The following is a 22,347-nucleotide window of genomic DNA, read 5'->3' on the forward strand; positions in this document are numbered from 1 at the left end:
AGTTAATCCTCCTTGGCTGTACGGATTGCCGGGCGGCTTACCCTTTCGGGCCGTCTTCGATGGGGTGGAAGAAGGGCGAATAGTCATCCCAGAAATTGGGTTCGCTGCAGCCTATGCAGGGGGCACCGGCCTTGACGGGCCAGTTCACCTGATTGAACAGGGCAGTGGGGCAGTTGTTGTAGGTGTAGGGTCCCTTGCATCCGAGCTTGTAGAGGCACCAGCCCTTCTTGGCTTCGGGGCTGTCAAAACTCAGGGCGAACTCGCCGCTGTTGAAGTGCTTCTGACGCGGACACTGCGAGTGCACGGTGTCGCCGTAGAACAGCGTGGGCCTGTTCCAGTGGTCCAGATCGGGCATGCCCTTGGTGAGCAGGTGCACCACGGTGCCGACAAAGTTCATGGGGTTGGGCGGACAGCCCGCAATGTTGATGGCGTTTACCCCAACTGCCTTGAGCGCTTCGTTCACGCCCTTGGCGCCGGAGAGATTGGGTCTGGCAGCCTGCACGCCGCCAAAGCTGGCGCAGGAACCCATGGCAATGGTGGCCTTGGCCTTGGATGCCACCCGCGCACACAGTTGGAACATGGTTTCGCCGCCGACCTTGCCGTATTCGCCCCCGTGGAAGGTGGGTATGCCGCCTTCGATAACACAGATGAATCCTTCGGGGTTGGTTATGGCCTTTTCCAGCGCCGCATGCGCTGCCGTGCCTGCAGCCGCCATGACCGTTTCGCAGTAATCGAGCGAAATGGTGCTCATGATTATTTCATCAAAATAGGGTTCATAGGCCCTGAGCAGGCCTTCGGTGCAGCCTGTGCATTCCGCGCAGTGCAGATACACGACCGAGGGACGCTTCTTTGTGGTGAGGGCATGGGCCACTTCGGCGGCGAATCCGGGTCCAAGCCCGATGAACGTGGCCATGAGCCCGCAGAATTTCATGAAGTCGCGTCGGCTTACGCCACCCTGTCCGGCCATCATCTTCAGTCCGTCAAATCTGGTTCCGTTCGGCATGTGATCCTCCCGGGGCTATTTGGGTTTATGGCAGGCGGTGGTACAGCCCACGGGGTTCTTGCCGCCTTCGGAGCGCATCTGCGTATGACAGCCCAGACAGCTGGGAGGCCCCGGCGAATGCCATGCCCTGTAGAAACCGGATTCCGCAGTGGGATCATCGTCGGTATGGCACTGGCGGCAGGGCACATACTTGCCGAGGGTCTTGTCGGTTTCCTTGTGGTGGCAGTCGCGACAGGCCAGCCGGATGGCATGGAAACCGTGGGGGAAGCTGACAGGGGCCACCCATGAATTCAGCTTCTGATTTCCTTTGGGGCGCTCGATCAGAACCTTGTCCGGCACTTCGTACGCCAGCACGGTGGTGACGGCGAATATGAGCATGGCCGTCAGCGACACAAAAAGTAACATGTTGCGAAGCATGGAACCTCCTGATGGATGGGGTGACAACACACATGCCAGAATATCGCGAAACGTCTGCCCGTATATTATAAGTGGGTTGGAATAGAGGGTGCCCTGTAAGGGGCGTGTCTGGAGCAAAGAAGGGGGGGAAGAGGCAAGTTCGGATGGCGCATACGGAGTGACTGTTTGGGGCAACTCCTTGGACAAAACGCCCTGAACAGCACCTGAACAGCACTCGAACAGGACCTTGGACAGAGCTTTGGAGAGGCAGATGGAGCGGCAGATGGAGCGGTAGGAACGCAAAAAAGAAAAGCGGGGTGGTTAACCCCGCTTTTTCAAGTATGGCAGCATGCCGCAACTGCTATGCGCAGTCGTGCTTGTCCCAGGGTTCGCGGTTGTCGCGAGCCAGGGCGCCTTCCATGCGGATGAGGGCTTCTTTCAGCTTGGTGGTTTCATCCAGCTTCATGTTGGCGCTCTTCAGAGCCTGATACAGGATGGCACCGCAGCATTCGGTGGTGATGGGGAAGTCGGTGATGTATGCCAGAGTGGGCACGATGTCCTTGGCGCAGGCTGCGCGGTCCACGGAACCGGCCTTGGCGTTGATGCCGGACCCCTGCAGAACGAGGGCGTTCTTGGCGGCAACGGCGATAACGGTCTTGCGGTCGGCGGCGTCCAGAATGGTAGCCAGAGCGGCATCAAGGGCAGCGGTGTCGGCATTGCCGAGGTCGATCAGGCCGAGGGCCACGCCGTTTTCAATGGCGGCTGCCACGTCCTGGGGCTGCAGGGCGGTAACGGTTTCAGCGGCCACAGCAGCGTCGATCACGTCGCCGGCTGCAAAATTGGCGAACTTCACGCCCTTCTTGAGCAGCTTTTCAATGGAAGCGCCTGCGCCGAGTTCGGCTGCGGGGGCAAGTACGATAAGAGCTTTCTTCTCAGCCATGATTCAATCCTTGCAGGTATACCCCGTGCGGCAGAGCGGGTCTGCCGCACGGGATGAGATGTTTGGAATTACTTAACCAGGTTGGGGTCTTCCATGATCTGGTACATGATGCCGCCTTCGGCATCGTCCGGAATGGGGTTACCGGTGGCGTAGCAGATGGTGGGCACGATGTCGGCCAGCCAGCGGGGACGTTCGTACTTGAAGTTCTTCTTGATGTTGGGGCCCTTGAACAGAAGGATGTTCTTCAGGCTGCCGCATCCGGATTCGCCGGTGGGGAACCCGTAGCCGTGTTCTGCCATGTATTCGGGCTTCAGTGCGTATACAACGTCACCGGCCTGGGCGCCGCCCATGCCGAACACGGTTGCATCTTCCTTGCGCACTGCCAGCAGCACGGGGCGTTCGCCGGTGTCGGGGTGCTTGAAGTCGAGCAGGGCGTCGATGATCTGGTCGCGCACCTTTTCATAATCTTCAGCTTCAACAATGCCGCCCGGGTACTTGTCCTTCAGGTTCACGTACACGAACATGTAGCGCTGGGGCACTGCCACAGACTTGGAAACGTCCAGCACGTAGTTGAAGCCTTCGGTTTCTTCGTAGATTTCCCAGTAGTTCTCGGAATTCTTGGGCTCGTAGTGGCACAGACCCTTGGCCTTGAGTGCCTCTGCGGTGTTCAGAATGGGACCGATGGGGGTTGCGCCGTGGTCGGAGCACAGGCAGACGAGGGTTTCGTCGCCGAAGATTTCCATCATCTTGCCGAGCATGCGGTCTTCGATCTGGTAAATCTTGCGTTCCATGTCGTAGGCGCGGTTGCGTACTTCTTCGTCCTTGCTGTCCATGTCGCCCAGCCAGCCGTGGTAGAACCAGTCGATGGGGTGGGAGTGCATGTAGAAGAGGTCCCAGTCGGCATTGGAGGTCAGCAGGCTGGAAGCGACACGCACGAGCCAGTCGGAATGGAACTGGGCCAGTTCGACCACGGTGTCCATGTCCAGAATGCCGTGCATGAAGCCCACGAGACCGATGTCGTTGGCGATGACGTCATGGGAGAAGTCGATGTCGCCAGCTGCCTCGGCAGGAGCAATGAAGCCGCGATGACCGGAAATGCCGGTGATGTAGAGCTTGAATTCTTCGGCATCGTCGGAAAGGCTGATCAGCTTGCAGCGGAAGGTGCCCTTCTCGTTGCGGCCGTCTTCCTTGACGGTGAAGTCGTGCACCACGGGGGCGCTCCACTTGCCGGTGGTGATGGTGAAGAAGGCCTTGGAGTAGTCCTTTTCAGGACACAGCGCGAAGGTGTCGAAACCGTCGTCGCCGCTTTCCCAGCACAGGCCGTACCAGGTCTGGTTTTCCAGCGGGGACATGGATTCCTTGAAAGCCATGTCTACGGTGAACTCCAGAGGCTCATCGCACTCGGGAAGGTTCGCCCAGCCGCGTGCCTTATCAAAGCTGGCCTGCACACCCATGGGGAAGAAGTCGCTGGAGATGACGCTTTCGGAAGCGAGGAATTCGCGGTGCGCGTTGCCTTCTTCCATCCAGCGGGTTTCAGCAGGGGAGATGCCTTCGCCCATGACCATGACGCCGTTCTTCATCTTGCTCGGCCATGCCATGGGGTAGTTGACGACGATGCACTTCTTGCCGTCCTTGTCCCAACGGTCCCAGATGGTCTGAGCGGTCAGGATTTCGGAACCGAATGCCTGTACGGTCTGCTTATGTTCGAGGCTTCTGCCTTCAACGTAGTAGTAATAGTCTTCAACACCGTGGGTGCGGGGGTAAGCGCCGGTGCAGATGGTTGCCCATGAGGGCGGGGTAACCGTAGGCAGGTTGTAGCCTTCGGTCATATAGCTGCCGGTTTCCATGAATTTCTTGAAGTTGGGCAGCGCGCCTTCGGCAACGAGTGCCTCAAGGCGCTTGGGGATGGCGCAGTCAAAGCCCAGAAGGGCCGCGCGCTTTGCTTTGACAGTCATGTTCCGACTCCTGTGTGATTATGAAAAGCGCCTGAGCGCAGGTCCAGCTGGCCCCACAGTTACAAAAACAGTGCCACTTCGTTTTATTCTTTTATTTCAATGTGATGTCTAAATACTGATTGCTGGAGGGCATGCAGGGGCGACAGAGGTGTCTCCCGTGCTCTGCCCAAACTTTCACAAAGAGTGCCTGTCGCGCTTGGGTTTATACTATGTCGCCTTTCATGCCCCGCAAAAAGGCGCAGGGATGGGGACGACAGGCAGAGGCGACAGTTGTGACGCAGTTTGCGAAGGATACCAGCGAGGTGGAACGGAGAGACAGACAGGGGTTGTGAATTCCGTGGCAAATCGCCGCAGCACAAGAGGGTCCGGCATGTTTTTTTAGCTTGTCAGGAAGGCGCAGTAAGGCGAAAAGGCGCGCAGCCATGCAGCGGAAAAAGCCTGAAAAGCAAGGCGGGGCGACATTCATGACGTTACCCGCAGCCGCTGCCATTTGAAGATGGATGTATGTTCTCGGGGAATGTCCTTACAGCATAGCAGGTTAGGGCTGAGTTGTGAAAAATGGCACAAAACGTGCTCCTATAGGGGAACGTATCGCCTGATTCGCTCGTCCAGCTGAGCATCTGGAGTACTATGCAGCTGAAACACACGGTATTGGCCGGGAGGTACCCCGGTCTCAACCTGAAACGGACAGCCCCCCCTGAACATCCTTATTTGAGGAGCTGACGCGTATGTCTATGAAACCGAACGACGAAACCCCGAACCTTCGCCCTGATAAATTCATTCTTATTCCTGCGACCCTGGTTCTGGTCGCCATCATTGCCTGCTCCATTCTGTTCACCAAGTCTTGTGAAGAGATTCTGAAGACGGCTTACAACGCTTTCACATACACCACCGGTACCTGGTACCTCTGGGTTACCGTGTTCATGATCCTGCTTTCCGGTTATTTTGTTTTCAGTAAGTACGGCGAAATCAAGTTCGGCGAACCTGATGAAAAGCCCGAGTTCAACAATTACTCGTGGCTGGCCATGATGTTCTGTTCCGGCGTTGCCGGTGCGGTCATGTTCTGGTCCATTGCAGAGCCGCTGTACAACCTTGCCTATCCCCCCATGTTTGCAGAGCCCCTTTCGCGCGAATCCTATGAATGGGCCATGTCCTATGTGCTGCTGCACTGGGGGCCTGTTACCTGGCCCTGGTACATGGTGACTGCGCTGCCCATCTGCTACATGTTCTACAAGCGCAAAAAGCCCGTTCTGCGCATCAGTTCCGCCGCTGAACCGGTTCTCGGCGAGAGGGTGAACGGCGGCATCGGCCGTGCCATTGAAGTGTTCTTCATCATCGGCCTCATGTTCTCCAACGCAGCCGTCATGGGCGTTTCCGTACCGATTGTTAACCATGCTCTTGCTGCCACGCTGCATATCGAACCTTCGTTTACTCTTGAGCTTATCATTCTGGCCGTCAGCGCCGTTATCTTCACCGCCTCCGTTTCTCTCGGTCTGCAGAAGGGCATCAAGCTGCTTTCCGACGCAAACGTGGTTATTGCCCTGATGCTTGTGTTCTTCTGTTTTGTGACCGGTCCCACCGTATTTATTGTGAACAACTTCACCAGTTCCTTCGGTCACATGCTGAATAACTTCTTCGAGATGATCTTCTGGACCGACCCCTACACCAAGGGCACCTTCCCGCAGGACTGGACCATCTTCTATGCTCTCTGGATGGCTTCCTACGGTCCCTTCATGGGTCTGTTCATTGCCCGTATCTCCCGCGGCCGTACCGTTCGTCAGGTTGTGGCCATGGGTCTTGCAGGCGGTATTGCCGGTTCGTACATGATTCACGCCGTGTTCGGCGGGTACACCCTCTTTGCCCAGCTTAACGGTGTTGTTGACGCCGTGGGCGTGCTCAATGCCAGCGGCGGCCCTGCTGCTCTGGTTTCCGTGCTCAGCACCCTGCCCGCAGGCACCGCCGTGCTCATCGGTTACTGCCTCTTCTCCACCATCTTCCTTGCGACCAGCGTAGACTCCTGCGCATACGTCATTGCCTGTTCCGCTACCACCAAGCTCACCATCGGTGCCGAACCCACCCGTGGTCACCGCTTCTACTGGGCAGCGGTGCAGGCCGGTCTGGCCCTTGCCGCCATTACCATGGGCGGTCTCGGACCTGTGCGCGTATTCGCGAACTTCTCCGGCGCACTCATGCTCATCCCCATTGCACTGGTTGTGGTGTCGTGGTTCAAGATGGTGCGTGAGGACAAGGCTCTGGAACAAATCTGCAAACAGAACCCCAATGCCTAACCCAACGTTTGGCGGCTAGGCCGTTACCGGAACTCGTGTCCGGCAGCGTGCTGCCGGACAGCTGATATATAGGAAACAGATGCGGGCGGAGCACATAGTGCTCCGCCCGATATGGCTTGCCGTGCGGTGTGGCACTCAAGGGAGGCTCCCGCCGGAGCATGCCGTATCCGCGGGGCGTGCTGCTTCAGCTCCTGAGCAAAGGGCATATAGGCCCCGATGCAATGCCGTATCTGCTTTCCGGCAGAAACCAGTTTGGCTTGCATCCGGCCGGCGGCTGCCGGAATATCCTTTCAGCAGATTCCGATAGAATAATAAGGGCCGGTACAACGCGTATGCGCTGTACCGGCCCTTTTTGTATTCGGACGACTGCGAATCAGGAATGTCGTTTTATGCCGTATTTCTTGAGCTTGCGTTGCAGGGTGCGGATGGTCACCCCGAGCGTGTCGGCAGTTTTGCCCTTCTTCCAGCTGTTCTGTTCCAGAGCGAGCAGAATGCGCTGCATTTCGATCTGGCTCTTGGCGTCGGAAAGGGAGCCGTCGGTGGGGGAATGCTGAAAAACCGGTCCTGCCGTGCTGGCAGAATTGGGCTGCATGCTTTCGCTGGAAAAAGAGATGGTCGAGGCGCTGTGTTCGTCTTCCTGCGCTTTCAGCGGTGCAAAGTCGAAGATGTCCGGACACGGGGTTTCCGAGGCCAGCACAAGCTCGCCGAACGCCCAGTAGTTTTCGAGCGTGTTCTGCAGTTCGCGCACATTGCCGGGCCAGCCGTGCCGGACGAGCTGTTGCATGATCTGTTTGGGAACTGGCTTGGATATGCCCTTTTTGCGGGCATAATCCGCCACAAGCAGAGGGATGTCCGCCCTGCGTTCCCGCAGCGGGGGCAGAACAATGGGCAGCACGTGGATGCGGTAGAAGAAGTCCGCCCGCATGGATTTGTTCTTCACCAGCTCGCTCAGGTTGCGGTTGGTGGCGGAAATGAGCCGGAAGTTGGAGGTTTTGACGTCGTTCGACCCCACAGGCGTGTAGGACTTGCCTTCCAGCGCGCGGAGCAGCTTCACCTGCAGGTTCAGGGGCAGATCCGCAATTTCATCAAGGAAGAGGGTGCCGTCGTCCGCAGCGGCCAGATAGCCGGGCCTGTTGGTGGTGGCACCGGAAAAAGCGCCCTTGACGTGGCCGAAAAATTCACTTTCGAGCAACTGTTCGGGAATGGCGGCACAGTTTACCGGAATGTAGCGCCCCTTCACGTTGGACATTTCGTGAATGGTCTGCGCCGCAAGGTCTTTGCCCACGCCGGTTTCGCCATAGAGGATGACGCTCATATTCGTTTTGGCGGCCTTGAGGAGCAGATTGTAGACCCGTTGCATGGGCTCGCTGGTGCCTATTATGCGGCTGAAGCCTGCGGGGTTGGCGGCAGAGGTGCGCAGCAGGGTGTTTTCTTCTTTCAGCTTGAACTCCCGCGCTTTCTGCGCGGTGACGTCCATCATTATGCCCTCAAGGTAGGTGCAGTTACCCGCCGCGTCGAAAACCCCTTCGCCCTGGTCCCATATCCATCGTGTTTCGTCGGAGGGAAGGCGCACGCGGTAGTAGATTTCGTAACTCTTCCTCTGGCTTATGGCCTCATGGATTCTCTTGCGCATCTTGGCGAGATCTTCTTCATGGGTCATGCGCTCCACCGTGTTGGAAGGATTTTTCATCACTTCGTCCACGGTAAGACCGAGCAGTCTTTCGCTTCCCTTGCTGGCAAAGACCATGCGGTATTCATAGCTGCGCTCCACAACGCAGCGGTAGGCCATGCCGGGAAGGTGGTTGAGCAGGCGGGTGTGGCTTGCCTCAACTTCATTCAGGCGTTGCTGCAGAATTTCGTATGATGTGCTTTTCATGAGTGTGTTCTCTGCTGGTTTGTTCAATCCAGCACAATGCATATACCGCGCCGTTTTCAGGACATTTGTGTCTTGTTTTTCAACGCGCCGACTTAATTGTATTTTATTATGAGCAGCAGGCGGGAATGCAGATAACGGGAGAAGGAAATGGCCGAAATGCGACATGGGTGTCGCGGTCTGCTCTGTGTGTCGTATGGCTCCCCGGGCCATACACATGCCGAAAAGGTGTGCGACATGGCTGTCGCTCTCTATGGGTGGTACGGGGAGTTGCGTCAAGCCAAATTATGTATTTTTTAATTAACTATCTGAAATAAATTGTATTTATTGGCTTGGTATGGACTGTGCTACTTCGCGGCCAATGGACGGCCTTGTCCAAATAATCACGAGGGAGATGCAATATGGCCCATGTCATTGTTTCATATGACCGCGAAGGTGAAAAGCAGACCATTAACACTGGTTCCAAGATTCTCGGCGAACTCAATATCAACTACGACGGCGTACCCGAAGACGAGCGCGGCGGTACCGCCAAGCAGCTGCTGGCTTCTTCAGCGCTGTACTGCTTCTGCGGCGCACTGGGCAAGGCGCTGGAAACCCGTGGCGCCAAGTACGAGCGCATAACCGGCACCGCCACTCTTGAAACAGGCGTGGATGACAAGAAGCGCGCCCGTGTTATCGGCATTGCTCTGGATGTGACTGTGTACATGGATGAGGAATTCGAATTCATTTTCGACCGGGTGGAAAAGATCATGCAGCAGGGCTGTCTCGTTACCGCTTCCCTGCACGAAGCCTTCCCTGTCACCTACAAGCTTCATCACGAATTCTAACCGGTTCGCAGTCCGGGCAAAGAGGAAGAGCAATGCCAACCATCACCATCATAGGAGCAGGTCCCGGCGGCCATATCGCAGCCTTTGAAGCCGCACGCCGCGGAGCTGCCGTCACGCTGGTCGAAAAGGCTGAAGTAGGCGGTACCTGCCTGAATACGGGGTGTATTCCTACCAAGACCATCAAGGCTTCGGCAGAGGCACTCGAATCTGCCGCCCGTCTTGCCGAATTCGGCATTACCACGTCCGCAGAGGCCGGTGCCATAAGTTTCAAGGCTGACATGCCTGCTATCGTCGCCCGCAAGGAGCGCGTGCGCAAGGTGCTGTGCGGCGGTCTGGAAAAGACCTGCGCGGCCCTCAAAATCCGCCTTGTGCGCGGTGCTGCAGAGCTTGGTGCCGACCGTACCGTGCTTGTGCACACCGCAGAAGGCACCGAGACGGTGAAGAGCGATGCCGTCATCATCGCCACCGGCTCCAGAACCCTTGATCTGCCTTCGCTGCCCGTTGATCACAAGTTCATCATAAACAGTGATGACGCGCTGAATCTCGACCACGTTCCCGCCCGCATGGTCATCGTGGGCGGCGGGGTCATCGGCTGCGAGCTGGCGTTCATCTACCGTGCTTTCGGCGCACAGGTAACGGTTGTGGAAGGTCTGAACCGCCTGCTCCCCATTCCTTCAGTGGATGAGGACATGAGCCGCCTTCTGCAGCGCGAAGCCAAGAAACACGGCATTCGCGTGGAACTCGCCAAGACCGTGAAGAGCGCCACCGTTGCAGACGGCAAGGTGACCTGCGTGCTCGGCCCCTCGCCCTTTGTGGAAGGCGCCACCGGCGCTGATTCCACCCTTGAGGCCGATATGGTGCTGGTTGCCGTGGGCCGCACGCCCAATACCGAAGGGCTGAAGCTGGCTGAAGCCGGAGTGGAAACTGATGCCCGCGGCTGGATCAAGGCTGACATGGGCATGCGCACCACAGCTGACGGCATTTACGCCATAGGCGATGCGCTCGGACCCGCCCGCGTCATGCTGGCGCATGTGGCTTCCGCAGAAGGGCTGTGCGCTGTTGCCAACTGTTTCGGCGAAGACAGAAAGCTGGAGTACGGCGTTATTCCCGCAGGCATTTTCACCTCTCCCGAAATCGGCACCGTGGGCCTCTCCGAAGCGGATGCTGTAAAGCAGGGCATTGAGTTCCGTTCGCAGGTCTTCCAGTTCCGCGAGCTGGGCAAGGCACAGGCCATGGGCGAACTGCCCGGCATGTTCAAGCTGATCTGCGAAAAGAACAGCGGCCGCATTCTGGGCGCACATATCGCCGGTGCCCACGCCACCGACCTTATCGCCGAAGCCGCGCTTGCCATGGAAAAGGGGCTTACGGCCTCTGACCTTGCCCACACCATTCATGCGCACCCCACGCTGGCCGAAGGCCTGTACGAAGCCGCAGAAGGCTGGCTGCGCGGCTAAGGCCACGGGCTCTGCAACCGCACGCAATCATAAAGGAAATATCATGAGCGAACTTACCTTTCCCGACGACATTCTCTACCATCCCGAACATACCTGGGTACGCATTGCAGACGATAACACTGCCGTAGTGGGTATCACGGATTTTGCGCAGGAGCAGCTGGGCGAAGTTGCTTTTGTGGACCTGCCTTCTGCCGGTGCCGCCTTTGGTGCCGGTGATGAATTCGGCACCGTGGAATCCATCAAGGCCGTCAGCAGTCTGCATATGCCCATCACCGGCACGGTGACCGAAGTGAACGAAGCCCTTGGCAGCGATCCTTCGCACGTGAACACTTCTCCTTACGGGGAAGGTTGGATGCTGCGCATCAGCATCGCGCCTGACGCTGACAGAACGCAACTGCTCAATGGCCCGGCATACGCCGCCCAGCTCAAGTAGCGGCCATTCAGTAACGATACTCCCCAAGACTGGGCCCCACCGTCCCCTCCGGGTGGGAAGGCCTTGCGCCAGAGCGGCTTCCGTGTGCAGGAAGCCGCTTTTGTTTTGCCCGCCGGGGAAATTTCTCTCCCCTTTCTTTGTTCCGTGGCCGCACTTGTGCCGCTTTTTGCGAAAAGGCGACGCGGCACCGGTCTGTCCGACATGTCGCTGCGACAGGCGTGTCGCATTGTGTGCGGTTCTGACCCGCTGTTCCAATGAATACTATGTGAAATTTCGAATGGTTATCGGTTTGGCGCGACATGTGCTGTAGGCCGTGTGCGAGCAGGCCATGTGAAACCTTTCCCGAAGGCGACAGGGCCGCATCGCGTGACGATGGATTTCACGACCGGGATCTTAAACGGCCGGTGTTTTCAAACGTTTCAACAGGCATCCGACGGGGTGCCGACTCGGCATGAGTCCGGACGTGTCCTCCCCGGCCGCAGGGAAGACAGGAAACGGCTGGCCCACAGGAATCAGCACATGAACTGGAATACATTCAAGATGACGCACGTTGCAGGCTACCTTTTTATCGTTCTCAGCATCATCAACTGGAGCGGAAACTTTGTTGCCTCGCGCGGTATGGCCAGCATGGGCGATCCCGGCACCCTGAATTTGCTGCGATGGGGATTTGCGACGCTGCTGTTCGTTCCCTTCGGCATACGCGCGCTGTGGCAGGAGCGGTCAGAAGTCATCAAGCTGTTCATTCCGCTTTCCGTCATTGCGCTGTGCGGCATATCCCTGTTTGATACGTTGATCTTTCTGGCAGGGCACACCTCTGCCGCACTGAACATGTCGCTTATTTCCACACTCTCTCCCTTGCTGACCGCGCTGACGGCTCAGTGTTTTCTGGGTGAGAAGTTCCATAGCCGCATGTATGTGGGCATTGGCGTGAGTTTTCTCGGCGTCTGCCTGCTGGTGACCAACGGCGATCTGATGCGGCTGGCCACCATGGAATTTGCCTCCGGCGATATCATCATTCTCATGACCGCGCTCATGAGCGCCGTATACAACCACACCCTCAAGCTGGTCACCGACAGGGTGAGCCAGACCACTCTGCTCATGGCCATCTGCCTGCTGGGGAGCATATACCTGATCCCCGTGGCGCTCTGGGAAGGCGGCGGCACCATTGTCATGCCCGAAATGAGCTCTGCCCTTGTGTGGTCGCTGGTCTATCTGGCCGTGTTTGCCTCGCTGCTGTGCTACCTGCTCTGGAACATGGCCGTGCAGGTGCTCGGTGCCACCAAGACTGCCATGTTCTACTATACCCTGCCGCCAGTGAGCGGTTTTGCCGCATGGCTTGTTCTGGGCGAACCGGTAACCGTGGCCCAGCTGCTCAGCGGGGGTATTATTCTTGCGGGTATCATCATTGCCCTTTATGCTAAGACGCCAAGATGGATGAGGATAAAGGTGGCGCCACATGAACAGTTCGCTCAAAACACTGAGTAATTCCCTTGTATGGAATACCTTTCTGCTGATGCTCGGAGCATTTGTCTTCATCGTCGGCTACAACGGTATTGCCATGCACTACAACTTTGTTCCCGGAGCCTTGTACGGTCTGGCCGTGGTGGCGCATAGCGCCATCCCGGCCATATCGCTTTCGCAGTGGTATTTCATGTTCAACGTACCCCTGTTTGCGGCAGCGTGGACAGGGGTGAGCAGGCGGTTCTTCTTTCTCAACCTGCTGACCATGAGCGCCATTGCGTTGATGACCTCGTATGTGCAGCTTGATCTCGGCATACGCGACGGCATGAACGCCGCCATTGCCGCAGGCGCCTTCATGGGAGCGGGCAGCGGCATTATTCTGCGTTCATATGGAGGCGGGGGCGGGCTCGATGTGCTTGCGGTCATCCTCAACCGCAAATACGGCATCCGCTTCGGCGTGTTCTACTTTGCCATTAACGGGGCGGTGATGCTGCTGGCGCTGTCCAGATTCAGCTCGGATACCATTGTCTCGTCGTTCGTCATGCTGTTTATCAGCTCGGTGGTCACGGAATATGTGCTGTCGCTGTTCAACCAGCGCAAGGCCGTGCGTGTCATCACCCGCAAGGCGGACGCCATAGTCCGGCAGCTTACGGAGACCAGCAAGTTCTATGCGACGGTGATTCCCGCACGCGGCGGGTATTCCGGAGCGCCCATCGACATGGTCTATTCCATTACGGACAACCTGCGCCTGCGTGCGCTTGAAGAGATTATTTTCGCCGTGGACCCGGACGCCGTTCTGGTGGTGGAAAACACCTTCAGCGTGCTCGGTGGCAAGATAGCCATTCGAAAAGAGTATTAAAACCGCCTTCGTGGGCCTGCCGCAGCACCGTGGCGGCAGGCCCACGAAGGACAAGCCTAGCGCGAAACCTTGATAAGCACTTCGGTCACGAACTGGTCACTGTTCTTGGTTGTCCAATAGTCGGTGACATACCGTTCGTACGATCCCCCCACATAGGAATAGCCGTATCGCTCGGCCCACTTGAACATCTTGGTGTAGGTCTCGTTGATGGTTTCGTGCGGGCCTATGTGATAGCAGGCGGCCATCATGCATTCCCCGAATCGTATGGTGGTGCCCTCCGGTGCCGGGCGCAGGGGCTTCTGCATCACCACGATTTGCTTGGGGTGTTCGTCGGTCCTGTTTTTGAGGGAAAGAAAGTTGAGCATCACAGGGCCGGTTATCTCCATATTCAGACTGTCCAGATAGTTGGTCCAGTCTATGTTGATGATGCTGCTCTTGAAGTCGTTGTTGAAGACCTGCTTCTGGTACAGGTACTCGGCACCCTCGACATATTTGATGGCAACTTCGCGGGTGTCGGAGGCAAGCACCAGTTCTGCTTCCGTTATCAGGTCGTGCCAGCCCTTGATAGATACGTACTGCTTGTCTATTTCTCTTTGAACCCGCTCCAGCTCTTTGATCTTGTTGCTGAATGAGGTTTTGATGGAGTAGTAGTTCTGGCCGCTTTCCCTGTTTTCTTCGATGAACCGGCGCATTTCTTCGAGGGTGAATCCCATCTGCTTGTAGAATTTGATGACGGGAAGGGTCAGCAGCGCCTCGTGCGAGTAGTATCTGTAGTTGTTGTAGTTCTGGCGCTCAGGGGTGATGAGGTTGATATCATCGTAATATCGCAGAGTTTTTCTTGAGACGTTACAGATGCGGCTGACATCTCCGATGGAATACTTCGCCTTGCAGTTCATGATATTCCTCTGTTGAAGCTGATAAAGTGGTTTCCGGCGCTGCAACAAAACGCGGCCGGTGCGTGCGTGCGAACAATGCCCGGCCGGAAGTCACTCCGGTCCGTCATGTCGCGTTAATATCTTCTGCATATCGTGTTCCAAAGTGTTGCATTTCTGCGGGCTTCAGCCTGATTACCCTTCCCGCATACGCCTATGCCACGCGGACCATGCAATTCTGCCCTCTCTGGGAGCATCCTGTCCGGCCCTGTACCAGACGAGCTCTCCCTACCCCCCTCTTGTTCGGCGCTTTTCAGCCAGCTTTGGCCATCGGATACCCGCCGCTGCAATTGTTGTGTTACGATAGGTTGACTGTACAAATTGCGCATTGAAGAGATGGTGCTCTTCATCTATGTTCGTGCAGGGCTCGGAGTGGCGCCTTGCTGTTTGTTCAGACAGTCAATTCGTATGGAGATAGAATGGAGAATTTTGTTGTCATCGGGTTTTTCGTGGGGCTGGGCATGCTGTTCAGAAGGATCAAGGCGTTTCCCGACCAGTCCGCACAGGCCTTTAACATGCTGGCCCTGTACGTTGCCCTGCCCGCGGTCATTCTGCTCAAGGTTCCCCAGTTACAGCTTTCCCGTGATATGCTGGTGCCTGCGGTGGTGCCCTGGGCCATGCTCATTCTTTCTGCTGCTCTGGTAGCAGGGGCTGGGCGCATGATGCGTTGGTCGCGCGAAACCGTTGGGGTGCTGCTGCTCATCGTCCCCATAGGCAACACGGCCTTCATGGGCGTGCCCATGGTGGAGGCCTTTTACGGCGGGCAGGGGCTGCCGTACCTGATCATCTACGACCAGATTGGCACGATACTCATCTTTGCCCTGTACGGGTCCGTCATGCTTGCCATGTTCGGTTCAGAGGGCAAGGTTTCTGCCGCCAATGTGCTCAGGCGGGCATTCTTCTTTCCGCCCACCATGGCACTGGTGGCAGGCATTGCCCTGCGCGGCTGGCCGTATCCTGAACCGCTGGTACGCGGACTGGGTTCGCTGGGGGGGATGCTTACGCCGCTGGTGATGACAGCCATAGGCTTTCAGCTGAGAATCCGGCTGAGTCCGGCCGTGATGAAGCCGCTGGGGTTTGGTCTTGCAATCAAGCTGGTGGTGGCTCCGCTGGCAGCCTTGGCAGGATGCCGATTGCTTGGCGTGCACGGGCTGGCTGCCGACGTGGCCATTTTCGAGGCGGGTATGCCGCCCATGGTCACTGCCGGAGCTCTGGCCATTGCCGGAGGCCTGCTGCCCGAACTTGCGGCGGCGCTGGTCAGTCTGGGCATGGCGTTGTCGTTCATTACACTGCCCTTGCTGTATCTGATTATCTAGTTGTTTCGTCTCAGGACATGAGACGTGTGGGGGCGTGCGTGATGCGGGTGACGCGGGTGCAGTGGTCGAGGGGCCAGCGAATGTCGTCCGCCACGGCAGGTCAGCGGGGAGGTGTTTTTGCACTTTCCGTCAGCAGGCGCTGCACCAGTCCTTCCGGTGTGATGGTGTGCAGGTGCATGCCGCAGCCTGTTGCCACGCGCACGGTCTGCGGCGGAAGCAGGCCGCATTGTTCCAGCAGAGGGGTGTCGGCAAATAATCCGGAAACGGGTCCCTGATAGCGGATATGCCCAGCCTCAAGGCAAATGGCGCGGCTCAGGTTTTCCGCCACGAAATCCATGTCGTGGCTGATGACCACAACGCTCTTGCCGCACGTCGTCAGCTGGCGCATGGCAGTTTCCAGAAGGGCTATCTCCCGCGGGTCGAGTCCTGCCGTGGGCTCATCCAGCACCACGATATCCGTATCCATGGCCAGAATGGAGGCAATGGCAAGGCGCTTGCGCTCGCTCAGGCCAAGGTCGTAGGGATTACTGCGTTCCCTGCCTGCAAGGTCCATGGCCGCGAGGGCTGAGCGGGTAAGTTCGCTGACCCTGTCTTCTGCAAAGCCGAGATTGCGGGGGCCGAGAGCCACTTCATCCAGCACCGTGCCTTTGCATATCTGGTCGTCCGGATTCTGGAACAGCAGGGCCACGTGTCCGGCCAGTTGCGCTATGCGCTGTGTGGCGGTGGAAAGTCCGTTTACCTGCACCGTGCCTTTGCAGGGCTTGAGCAGGCCGTTGAAATGCCGCACCAGCGTGCTTTTGCCGGAGCCGTTATGCCCGAGCAGGGCAATGGTTTCGCCTTGTCCGTTCTGCGTTGCCCCGCCTATGCGAAGGGTGATGTCCGTGAGTACCTGCGGCCCGTTGCCGTATTCGAAGCATACCCCGTTCAGGACAATGCCTTTGATGTTGGCTGAGCTCGTTTCTGCATCTGGGCCAGTAGCAACTCCGACAGTAATTCCGGCAGCAATTTGAGCATCCCTTCTGGTGGCCGCCTCAGAACGTGGTTCAGAACTCGGCTCAAAAATTGGCGCAGAATCCTGCCGGGCATCCATATCTGTTTCCTCTGCCGTGACAGAGTGAGCAGGCTGGCAAACTTCGTTTCTGCGGTTCGCAAAATGCTGCAGGCCCTCCAGCGTTTCCTCAAGGCAGACAGGCAACGGTTGTTCATCCGTTTCCGCAGGTGTGCAGCCCGTGCGCCACAGCCCGTGGCTGTGGGCCAGCCCTGCTATTCTGGTGTATCGCGACCAGTTCAGCCCTGCCTCGCGAAGGTGCGGCGAGGTGAGCACCTGACGGGGCGGGCCATCCATGGCGACTGTTCCTTCATGCAGCACGACAATTCTGTCGGCCTGTGCGGTCATGGCATCGGGGCGTTGTCCGGCCAGTATGACGGTGCGACCCTCGTCGCATAAGCGCCGCAGCAGGTACAGCACCTCCTGCTCGCCTGCGGGGTCCAGAAATGTTGTAGGCTCGTCCAGCACCAGAACGGGGCTGTTGCCCGCAACGGCCGCCGCCAGCATGACGCGTTGCAGCTGCCCGCCGGAAAGATGGTGGGGAGAATGGTCCGCCAGCGCTTCAAGCCCGGTCTGGCACAGGGCGGCATCGACCCGTTGCAGCATCTCTGCCCGTTCCACCCCCCTGTTCTCCAGCGCAAAGGCCACCTCTTCCCGCACGGTGAAGCGTACGCCGGAAAGCTGCTGCTCAGGCTTCTGCATTACAAGGGTGAGGTGTTTTGCCAGCTCGGCCACCCGCAGCGCCCCAGCATCATTGCCGCAGATGTGCACGCTGCCCTGAACCGTGCCGGAAAGCAGGTGCGGAATGACTCCGGCAAGGGCGTGGCAGAGCGTGGATTTGCCGGCGTTGTTGGCGCCGGCCAGCACCACGAATTCTCCGTGGCCTATGCGCAGACTGACATCGCGCAGGGACGGTGCTGTGGCTCCGGCATAGGTGAAGCTGAAGGAGTCGACCACCACCTGTGTATCGGAACTCGGAGAATGCGCGTTCTGATGGGCATGCTGATGTGCGTTCGGGCGCGCGGCAGTTTGGAGCGGGGGCGTGTTTTCAGATGTCATAGTCGTCTCGGGTACGTCTCAAGGAACTCTCGGGAAAATTCAGATGTGGCTCAAGCCACGTTCATGCAGGCCGCTGTATGCTGTTGTACGCCAGTGAAGGCCTGCGTCATCGTAGTTGACCGGTATTGGTTTGGGTCACGTCAGGCAAACACCGCATACGCGGCAAGGCCCAAGGAGAGGGCAAGCATGGCCTTTCGGGCAGTGCGCTGCAGGGAGGAATCCGCCACTTCGCGCAGGCTGGTTCTGGGGCCTGTGGCGCTGAATCCGCGCAGTTCCAGCGCAATGGCCCGTTGTTCGATCTCGGAAAAAGCCCCCAGCACAAGCGGTGTCACCAGTGGCGGCAGTGCGCGTATGCGCCCCATAAGCCCGCCTTCAGAATCCAGTCCCCGCGCCCGTTGTGCTGCCTGAATGGTTGCTGTGCGGGCGCGCATGGCAGGCAGCATGAGCAGGGGGCTGCCCATGAGGTAGGCAACAAAGGGGGGCCAACCTGCCTGCGTGAGCGAGGTGATGTAGTCGGCCGGATGCGTGGTGAAGGCGAACAGCAGCGAGGCCGTGAGAATGGTTGCCAGCTGCAGCAGGACGATGCCCGCAAAGTGCAGCCCTTCCGCATACAGGGTGATGCCCTGAACGGCATAGACCGGCGTGTGATTACCCGGAAACAGCAGGCCGTGTATGGGGAGCATGAACAGGGCAAGCGGCAGCATGGTGCGCCACGAAAGCTTCCATACGGCAGGCAGAATGCCGCACCACGCGGCCAGAGCCACGTTCAGCACCAGCAGGGCCGCATCGGGAATCCATGCACCGGGGGCGCAATACACCGCCACCGCGATCAGCAGAAGATAGGCAAGTTTGCTGAAGGGGTGGCGGGAATGCAGCCACGAAGCGCCCTCCGTGTAGAGGGTGAGGCTGGGAGAATGCACGGAACGTTCCTTTGCGCCGCCTAGTTCGCCACCGTGCTGCCGGAGAAGCGGGCCTGTGTCTTGGCGGGCATGAGCTGCACGATGCCGCACACAAGAATGGCCGTGGCAACCTTGTCGATGATGTTGGAGGTGAACACCGTCACTACAACGGAGCCGAACAGGTCCTTGCCGAGCGCCAGCATGTAGGCGGTGACAAAGTCTGCGCCGCTGCCGGTGATGCCGCCGAACATGTACAGGCGGATGGGTACGGCCACAATGGCGTTGAACACGGTGATGATGACACCGGCAAGGATGGCAAGCCACCAGTTGCGGAAAAGACCGTAATGGGCCGTGAAACCGGCGGCAATGCCGATAACCATGGCCACGGGGGCAAAGGCTGCAGCCACGGGCGAGGTGAGCATGCCCCATATGAGGTTGGTGAGCAGACCGGTCAGCCCGCCTGCCCAGGGACCGGCCAGCACGCCCACGAGCACCGTGCCGATGGAATCCAGAAACAGGGGCAGTTTGAGAAGCGAAACAAGCTGGCCGACGACGATGTTAAGCACAATGGCAACGGCGATCAGAACCCATGTGAACGTAGAAAAATCCTGTTTGACGCGTTCAGCGAAACTCATGCCACTCACTCCTTGGCTAAAGTTTGTATGTCCAGTTCGGGGAATCCTGTCTGGGAATCATGGGTGCGCAGAAAGCGCAGGTCCGGAAGGATGCCGAGCACGATTTCCGCCGTGGTATAGACGGCGCTGCCGGGGAGCAGGTGCGCTCCTATGGTCCTGCCCTGACCGTCGGCTATGGCGATGTGAAAGTGGGAACCGTGACGGGAGAATGTGCCGGTAAGAGAGAGTATTTCAAAATGGCCTTGCAGCTCTGTGGCATCGGGGCTGTTGGCAAAGCGCAGGCAGGCTTTTGTCAGGCTGCCCGCACAGGTGAGAACGCAGGCGGCTTCTATGCCGTGTTCCACGGCAAGGCGCTCAAGCTCGGCAAGAGGGTCCTGACCGGGATGAAGCCGCAGAGCCATATGCGTCATGTTCGACATGCACACTGAGGGCGTGCGGGGTTCCATGCATGACATGCCGTTGCTCCTTGTGCCGTTCTGAAGGCTCTAGCCGCGGCATGCGCGGTGCCGCAAGGTGCGCAGACTCCCGTATGGCAGGGGGAGCAGGGGCCTTGAGACATGACAGGCTATCAGAAAGGCAAATGGGATTTACCTGAATTTATGATACATACTGCCGGGGGTGGGCTGTGTCCAATCGAATGGCGTGATAGCTTTTGCCAATAACCATAGGCAATTGCTATTGATCTAATCAGTGCGATGGGCAATGAGGCAGGCACTCGTTCGTCGCGAAGCCCGAAAAAAGCGGCCGGACAATTGTCCGGCCGCATTGGGGTAATGACGAACTTCGATTTTGCGGAAAACAGACTTCATTAAGCCGGGAATGAAGCCAATAAAATAAATTATCTCGCTTATATCGGGTGCAGGGGGATTATCCCCCTGCCCGCCGGAGGCGAAGAAAACTCAAAATGGCTTCGTCAGCAGCCTGAAAGTCCGGACAATTGTCCGGCCTTATTCCTGCTATGGGGGCATGAAAACGGTTACGCGATTCTGCGGACAGAGGCCCGCTCAATAAGCCCCGGCTCAATGAGTATGGCCTTGCCTTCTTCCCGCTTGCTGCCGAGCCGGTCGATGAGCGTATCAACGGCCATGGCGGCGATGGTACCCTTGGGCTGGTGGATGGTCGTGAGCGGGGGCGTCATGTAGCGCGCGATGTAGATGTCGTCATAGCCGATGACGGAAAGATCGTCGGGAACGCGCACGCCGAGACGGGCGGCTTCCGCAAAGACACCCAGCGCCATCATGTCGTTGCAGACGAAAAGGGCATCCGGCCTGTGCGGCAGGGCATGCAGTCGGGCCATGGCCGCAACGCCGCCTGCGCAGTCGTAGTCGCCCTCGATGATCCATTCGGGGGAAACGGGTAATCCTGCTTCATCCATGGCCTTGTGGAAGCCTTGGACCCGTTCGCGGGCAGAGCGCCGTTCTATGGGGCCGGTAACGCAGCCTATGCGCGTGTGCCCCATGTCAATGAGGTGCCTGGTGGCCAGATAGCCGCCATAGAGCGAGTTGTCGTAGATGCGGTCTACATGCTCGGAATCTGACCCCCAGTCGAAGATGACCACCGGGGTGCTGCGTTCTTCCTCAAGCAGGCGGAGCACTTCGTTGGAGGCCTCGCTGCACAGCAGCAACAGGCCGTCCACGCGCTTTTCTTCCAGCGCATCAAGGTTTGCGCGCATGCGGTGGGCGTCACCGTCAGTATTGCACAGAAAAAGGGTGTAGCCGCGCTCGTAGCAACGGCGTTCAACGTTGTGCACCACCTCTGCGAAGAAAGGGTTCTTGCTGGTGGAAACCAGCATGCCCAGCGTGTTCGTGCGATTCACTTTCAGGCTGCGGGCGATGGATGAGGGGCGGTAGTTCAGCGTGTTCACTGCCGTGCGCACCCGTTCCGAAATTTGCTCGCTCACGAAGCGGGTTTCGTTCAGTACATGAGAAACCGTAGAGGTGGAAACACCGGCGAGCTTTGCAACGTCTTTGATGGTAGCCATGCAACCCTAGCTTTTGGACTGTAGAAAAGTGTCTATCTCCGCACGGTACGGAATGGATGTCTGCGCGCCAAGCCGTGTAACGGATATGGCGGCTGCCGCGTGGGCCATGCGTATGGCGGCATCCACGTCCAGACCTTCCTGCAGGGCGGCGGCAAATGCACCGTTGAAGGTGTCTCCGGCTGCGGTGGTATCCGTCGCCTGCACGCGGAAGCCGGGAATGAGGCGTTCCCCTTCCGGTCCGCTGTAATAGGCCCCTTGCGCGCCGAGGGTTATTAGTACCGATTGCACGCCTTTGTCACGCAGCTTGTGTGCTGCGGTGCAGGCGCTTGCGGCATCGGTTACCTTGATGCCGGTCAGCATTTCGGCTTCGGTTTCGTTGGGCGTGATCATGGTCAGCGCGGCCAGCAGCGCATCGGAGAGCGGACGCGCGGGAGCAGGGTTAAGGATGACGGCAACACCGGCCTTGCGGGCTTCGAACGCGGCAAGCTCCACGGTTTCCATGGGGCTTTCCAGCTGCATGAGCAGGGTCTGCGCCTGCCGCAGATAGTTCAGATGGGGTTCCAGCATGGCAGGCGTGAGACAGGCATTGGCCTCGGCAGAGATGACAATGGAATTTTCGCCGTTTGCGGCTATCTGTATGAAGGCAATGCCCGTGGGCATGTCCGGCACGGCCATGACCGCGCGGGTGTCCATGCCGTCTTCGCGGAATGCCTGTTCCATGCGCGTGCCGAAGTCATCGGAGCCAAGGCAGGCGATGAAGCCTATGTCCGCGCCGAAGCGGGCAGCGGCCACGGCCTGATTGGCCCCCTTGCCGCCGGGAAGAACCTGATAGCCGTGCCCCGTGATGGTCTCGCCCGGGCGGGGAAAGGCATTCACCTGTACAACGTGGTCGGCATTGACGCTGCCAAGGACAATGAGCTTGTTTGCAGGCATCCGGTGCTCCTGTGCGTGCATGAAATGTGTGACTAGTCTTCCGAATACGCTGGAT

Annotated in this window: 19 protein-coding genes; 7 read left to right on the forward strand and 12 right to left on the reverse strand. The window is 58.3% G+C overall.

Features of this window, described 5'->3' with window-relative positions; all coding sequences use genetic code 11:
- Nucleotides 1-37 precede the first annotated feature (37 nt).
- The 4 genes from HUV30_RS16415 to HUV30_RS16430 form a co-directional block, all read right to left on the reverse strand.
- Nucleotides 38-1,003 (reverse strand): hydrogenase small subunit, encoded by a 966-nt coding sequence (locus HUV30_RS16415; RefSeq protein ID WP_174406584.1) that lies wholly within the window; start codon nucleotides 1,001-1,003, stop codon nucleotides 38-40.
- A gap of 15 nt (nucleotides 1,004-1,018) precedes the next feature.
- Nucleotides 1,019-1,420 carry a cytochrome c3 family protein gene (locus HUV30_RS16420; RefSeq protein WP_174406585.1) on the reverse strand — a complete coding sequence of 134 codons (402 nt, stop codon included), beginning with the start codon at nucleotides 1,418-1,420 and terminating at the stop codon, nucleotides 1,019-1,021.
- A gap of 340 nt (nucleotides 1,421-1,760) precedes the next feature.
- Nucleotides 1,761-2,339, reverse strand: coding sequence for a hypothetical protein (locus tag HUV30_RS16425; protein WP_174406586.1), 579 nt, complete (start codon nucleotides 2,337-2,339; stop codon nucleotides 1,761-1,763).
- 68 nt (nucleotides 2,340-2,407) lie between these two features.
- On the reverse strand, nucleotides 2,408-4,294 hold the full coding sequence (locus tag HUV30_RS16430) for an alkaline phosphatase family protein (RefSeq protein WP_174406587.1): 1,887 nt from the start codon (nucleotides 4,292-4,294) through the stop codon (nucleotides 2,408-2,410).
- A gap of 728 nt (nucleotides 4,295-5,022) precedes the next feature.
- On the opposite strand from HUV30_RS16430, the gene HUV30_RS16435 reads away from it, so the two are divergent.
- Nucleotides 5,023-6,582, forward strand: coding sequence for a BCCT family transporter (locus HUV30_RS16435; protein WP_174406588.1), 1,560 nt, complete (start codon nucleotides 5,023-5,025; stop codon nucleotides 6,580-6,582).
- A 373-nt stretch (nucleotides 6,583-6,955) separates the two neighbouring features.
- Here the strand turns inward: HUV30_RS16435 and HUV30_RS16440 are convergent, their stop codons facing one another.
- The gene (locus HUV30_RS16440) at nucleotides 6,956-8,458 is read right to left on the reverse strand and encodes a sigma-54 interaction domain-containing protein (protein WP_243452226.1); all 1,503 of its coding nucleotides are present in this window, start codon (nucleotides 8,456-8,458) and stop codon (nucleotides 6,956-6,958) included.
- 398 nt (nucleotides 8,459-8,856) lie between these two features.
- Here HUV30_RS16440 and HUV30_RS16445 point away from each other — a divergent pair, with 398 nt between their 5' ends.
- From HUV30_RS16445 to HUV30_RS16465, 5 genes are all read left to right on the forward strand, one after another.
- Nucleotides 8,857-9,282, forward strand: a complete 426-nt coding sequence (locus HUV30_RS16445) for an OsmC family protein (RefSeq protein WP_174406590.1) — start codon at nucleotides 8,857-8,859, stop codon at nucleotides 9,280-9,282.
- Nucleotides 9,283-9,314: 32 nt separating this feature from the next.
- Entirely contained in the window at nucleotides 9,315-10,736 is a 1,422-nt protein-coding gene (lpdA, locus tag HUV30_RS16450; protein ID WP_174406591.1) for a dihydrolipoyl dehydrogenase, read from the forward strand.
- Between the two features lie 43 nt (nucleotides 10,737-10,779).
- The gene (gene gcvH / locus HUV30_RS16455; RefSeq protein ID WP_174406592.1) at nucleotides 10,780-11,169 is read left to right on the forward strand and encodes a glycine cleavage system protein GcvH; all 390 of its coding nucleotides are present in this window, start codon (nucleotides 10,780-10,782) and stop codon (nucleotides 11,167-11,169) included.
- Between the two features lie 519 nt (nucleotides 11,170-11,688).
- A complete protein-coding gene (locus HUV30_RS16460) occupies nucleotides 11,689-12,654 on the forward strand; it encodes a DMT family transporter (protein ID WP_174406593.1) in 966 nt (321 codons plus the stop codon).
- Complete coding sequence (locus HUV30_RS16465) at nucleotides 12,626-13,489, forward strand: YitT family protein (protein WP_174406594.1); 864 nt, start codon at nucleotides 12,626-12,628, stop codon at nucleotides 13,487-13,489. The genes HUV30_RS16460 and HUV30_RS16465 overlap by 29 nt, the downstream gene beginning before the upstream one ends.
- A gap of 56 nt (nucleotides 13,490-13,545) precedes the next feature.
- On the opposite strand, the gene HUV30_RS16470 is transcribed toward HUV30_RS16465, so the two are convergent.
- Entirely contained in the window at nucleotides 13,546-14,385 is an 840-nt protein-coding gene (locus HUV30_RS16470; RefSeq protein ID WP_174406595.1) for a MerR family transcriptional regulator, read from the reverse strand.
- A gap of 455 nt (nucleotides 14,386-14,840) precedes the next feature.
- Between HUV30_RS16470 and HUV30_RS16475 the strand changes: the two genes are divergently transcribed.
- Nucleotides 14,841-15,737 (forward strand): AEC family transporter, encoded by an 897-nt coding sequence (locus HUV30_RS16475; protein ID WP_174406596.1) that lies wholly within the window; start codon nucleotides 14,841-14,843, stop codon nucleotides 15,735-15,737.
- A gap of 100 nt (nucleotides 15,738-15,837) precedes the next feature.
- On the opposite strand, the gene HUV30_RS16480 is transcribed toward HUV30_RS16475, so the two are convergent.
- The 6 genes from HUV30_RS16480 to rbsK form a co-directional block, all read right to left on the reverse strand.
- Entirely contained in the window at nucleotides 15,838-17,844 is a 2,007-nt protein-coding gene (locus tag HUV30_RS16480; protein WP_174406597.1) for an ABC transporter ATP-binding protein, read from the reverse strand.
- 140 nt (nucleotides 17,845-17,984) lie between these two features.
- Nucleotides 17,985-18,764 carry an energy-coupling factor transporter transmembrane component T family protein gene (locus HUV30_RS16485; protein ID WP_174406598.1) on the reverse strand — a complete coding sequence of 260 codons (780 nt, stop codon included), beginning with the start codon at nucleotides 18,762-18,764 and terminating at the stop codon, nucleotides 17,985-17,987.
- A gap of 20 nt (nucleotides 18,765-18,784) precedes the next feature.
- Complete coding sequence (locus HUV30_RS16490; protein WP_174406599.1) at nucleotides 18,785-19,378, reverse strand: ECF transporter S component; 594 nt, start codon at nucleotides 19,376-19,378, stop codon at nucleotides 18,785-18,787.
- A gap of 5 nt (nucleotides 19,379-19,383) precedes the next feature.
- The gene (locus tag HUV30_RS16495; protein WP_243452227.1) at nucleotides 19,384-19,833 is read right to left on the reverse strand and encodes a PPC domain-containing DNA-binding protein; all 450 of its coding nucleotides are present in this window, start codon (nucleotides 19,831-19,833) and stop codon (nucleotides 19,384-19,386) included.
- A gap of 521 nt (nucleotides 19,834-20,354) precedes the next feature.
- Complete coding sequence (locus HUV30_RS16500; protein ID WP_174406600.1) at nucleotides 20,355-21,359, reverse strand: substrate-binding domain-containing protein; 1,005 nt, start codon at nucleotides 21,357-21,359, stop codon at nucleotides 20,355-20,357.
- 6 nt (nucleotides 21,360-21,365) lie between these two features.
- Nucleotides 21,366-22,292, reverse strand: a complete 927-nt coding sequence (rbsK, locus tag HUV30_RS16505) for a ribokinase (protein ID WP_174406601.1) — start codon at nucleotides 22,290-22,292, stop codon at nucleotides 21,366-21,368.
- Nucleotides 22,293-22,347 lie beyond the last annotated feature (55 nt).

Origin of the sequence: Desulfovibrio subterraneus (genome assembly GCF_013340285.1) — a bacterium.
GTDB classification, from domain to species: Bacteria; Desulfobacterota; Desulfovibrionia; order Desulfovibrionales; family Desulfovibrionaceae; genus Halodesulfovibrio; species Halodesulfovibrio subterraneus.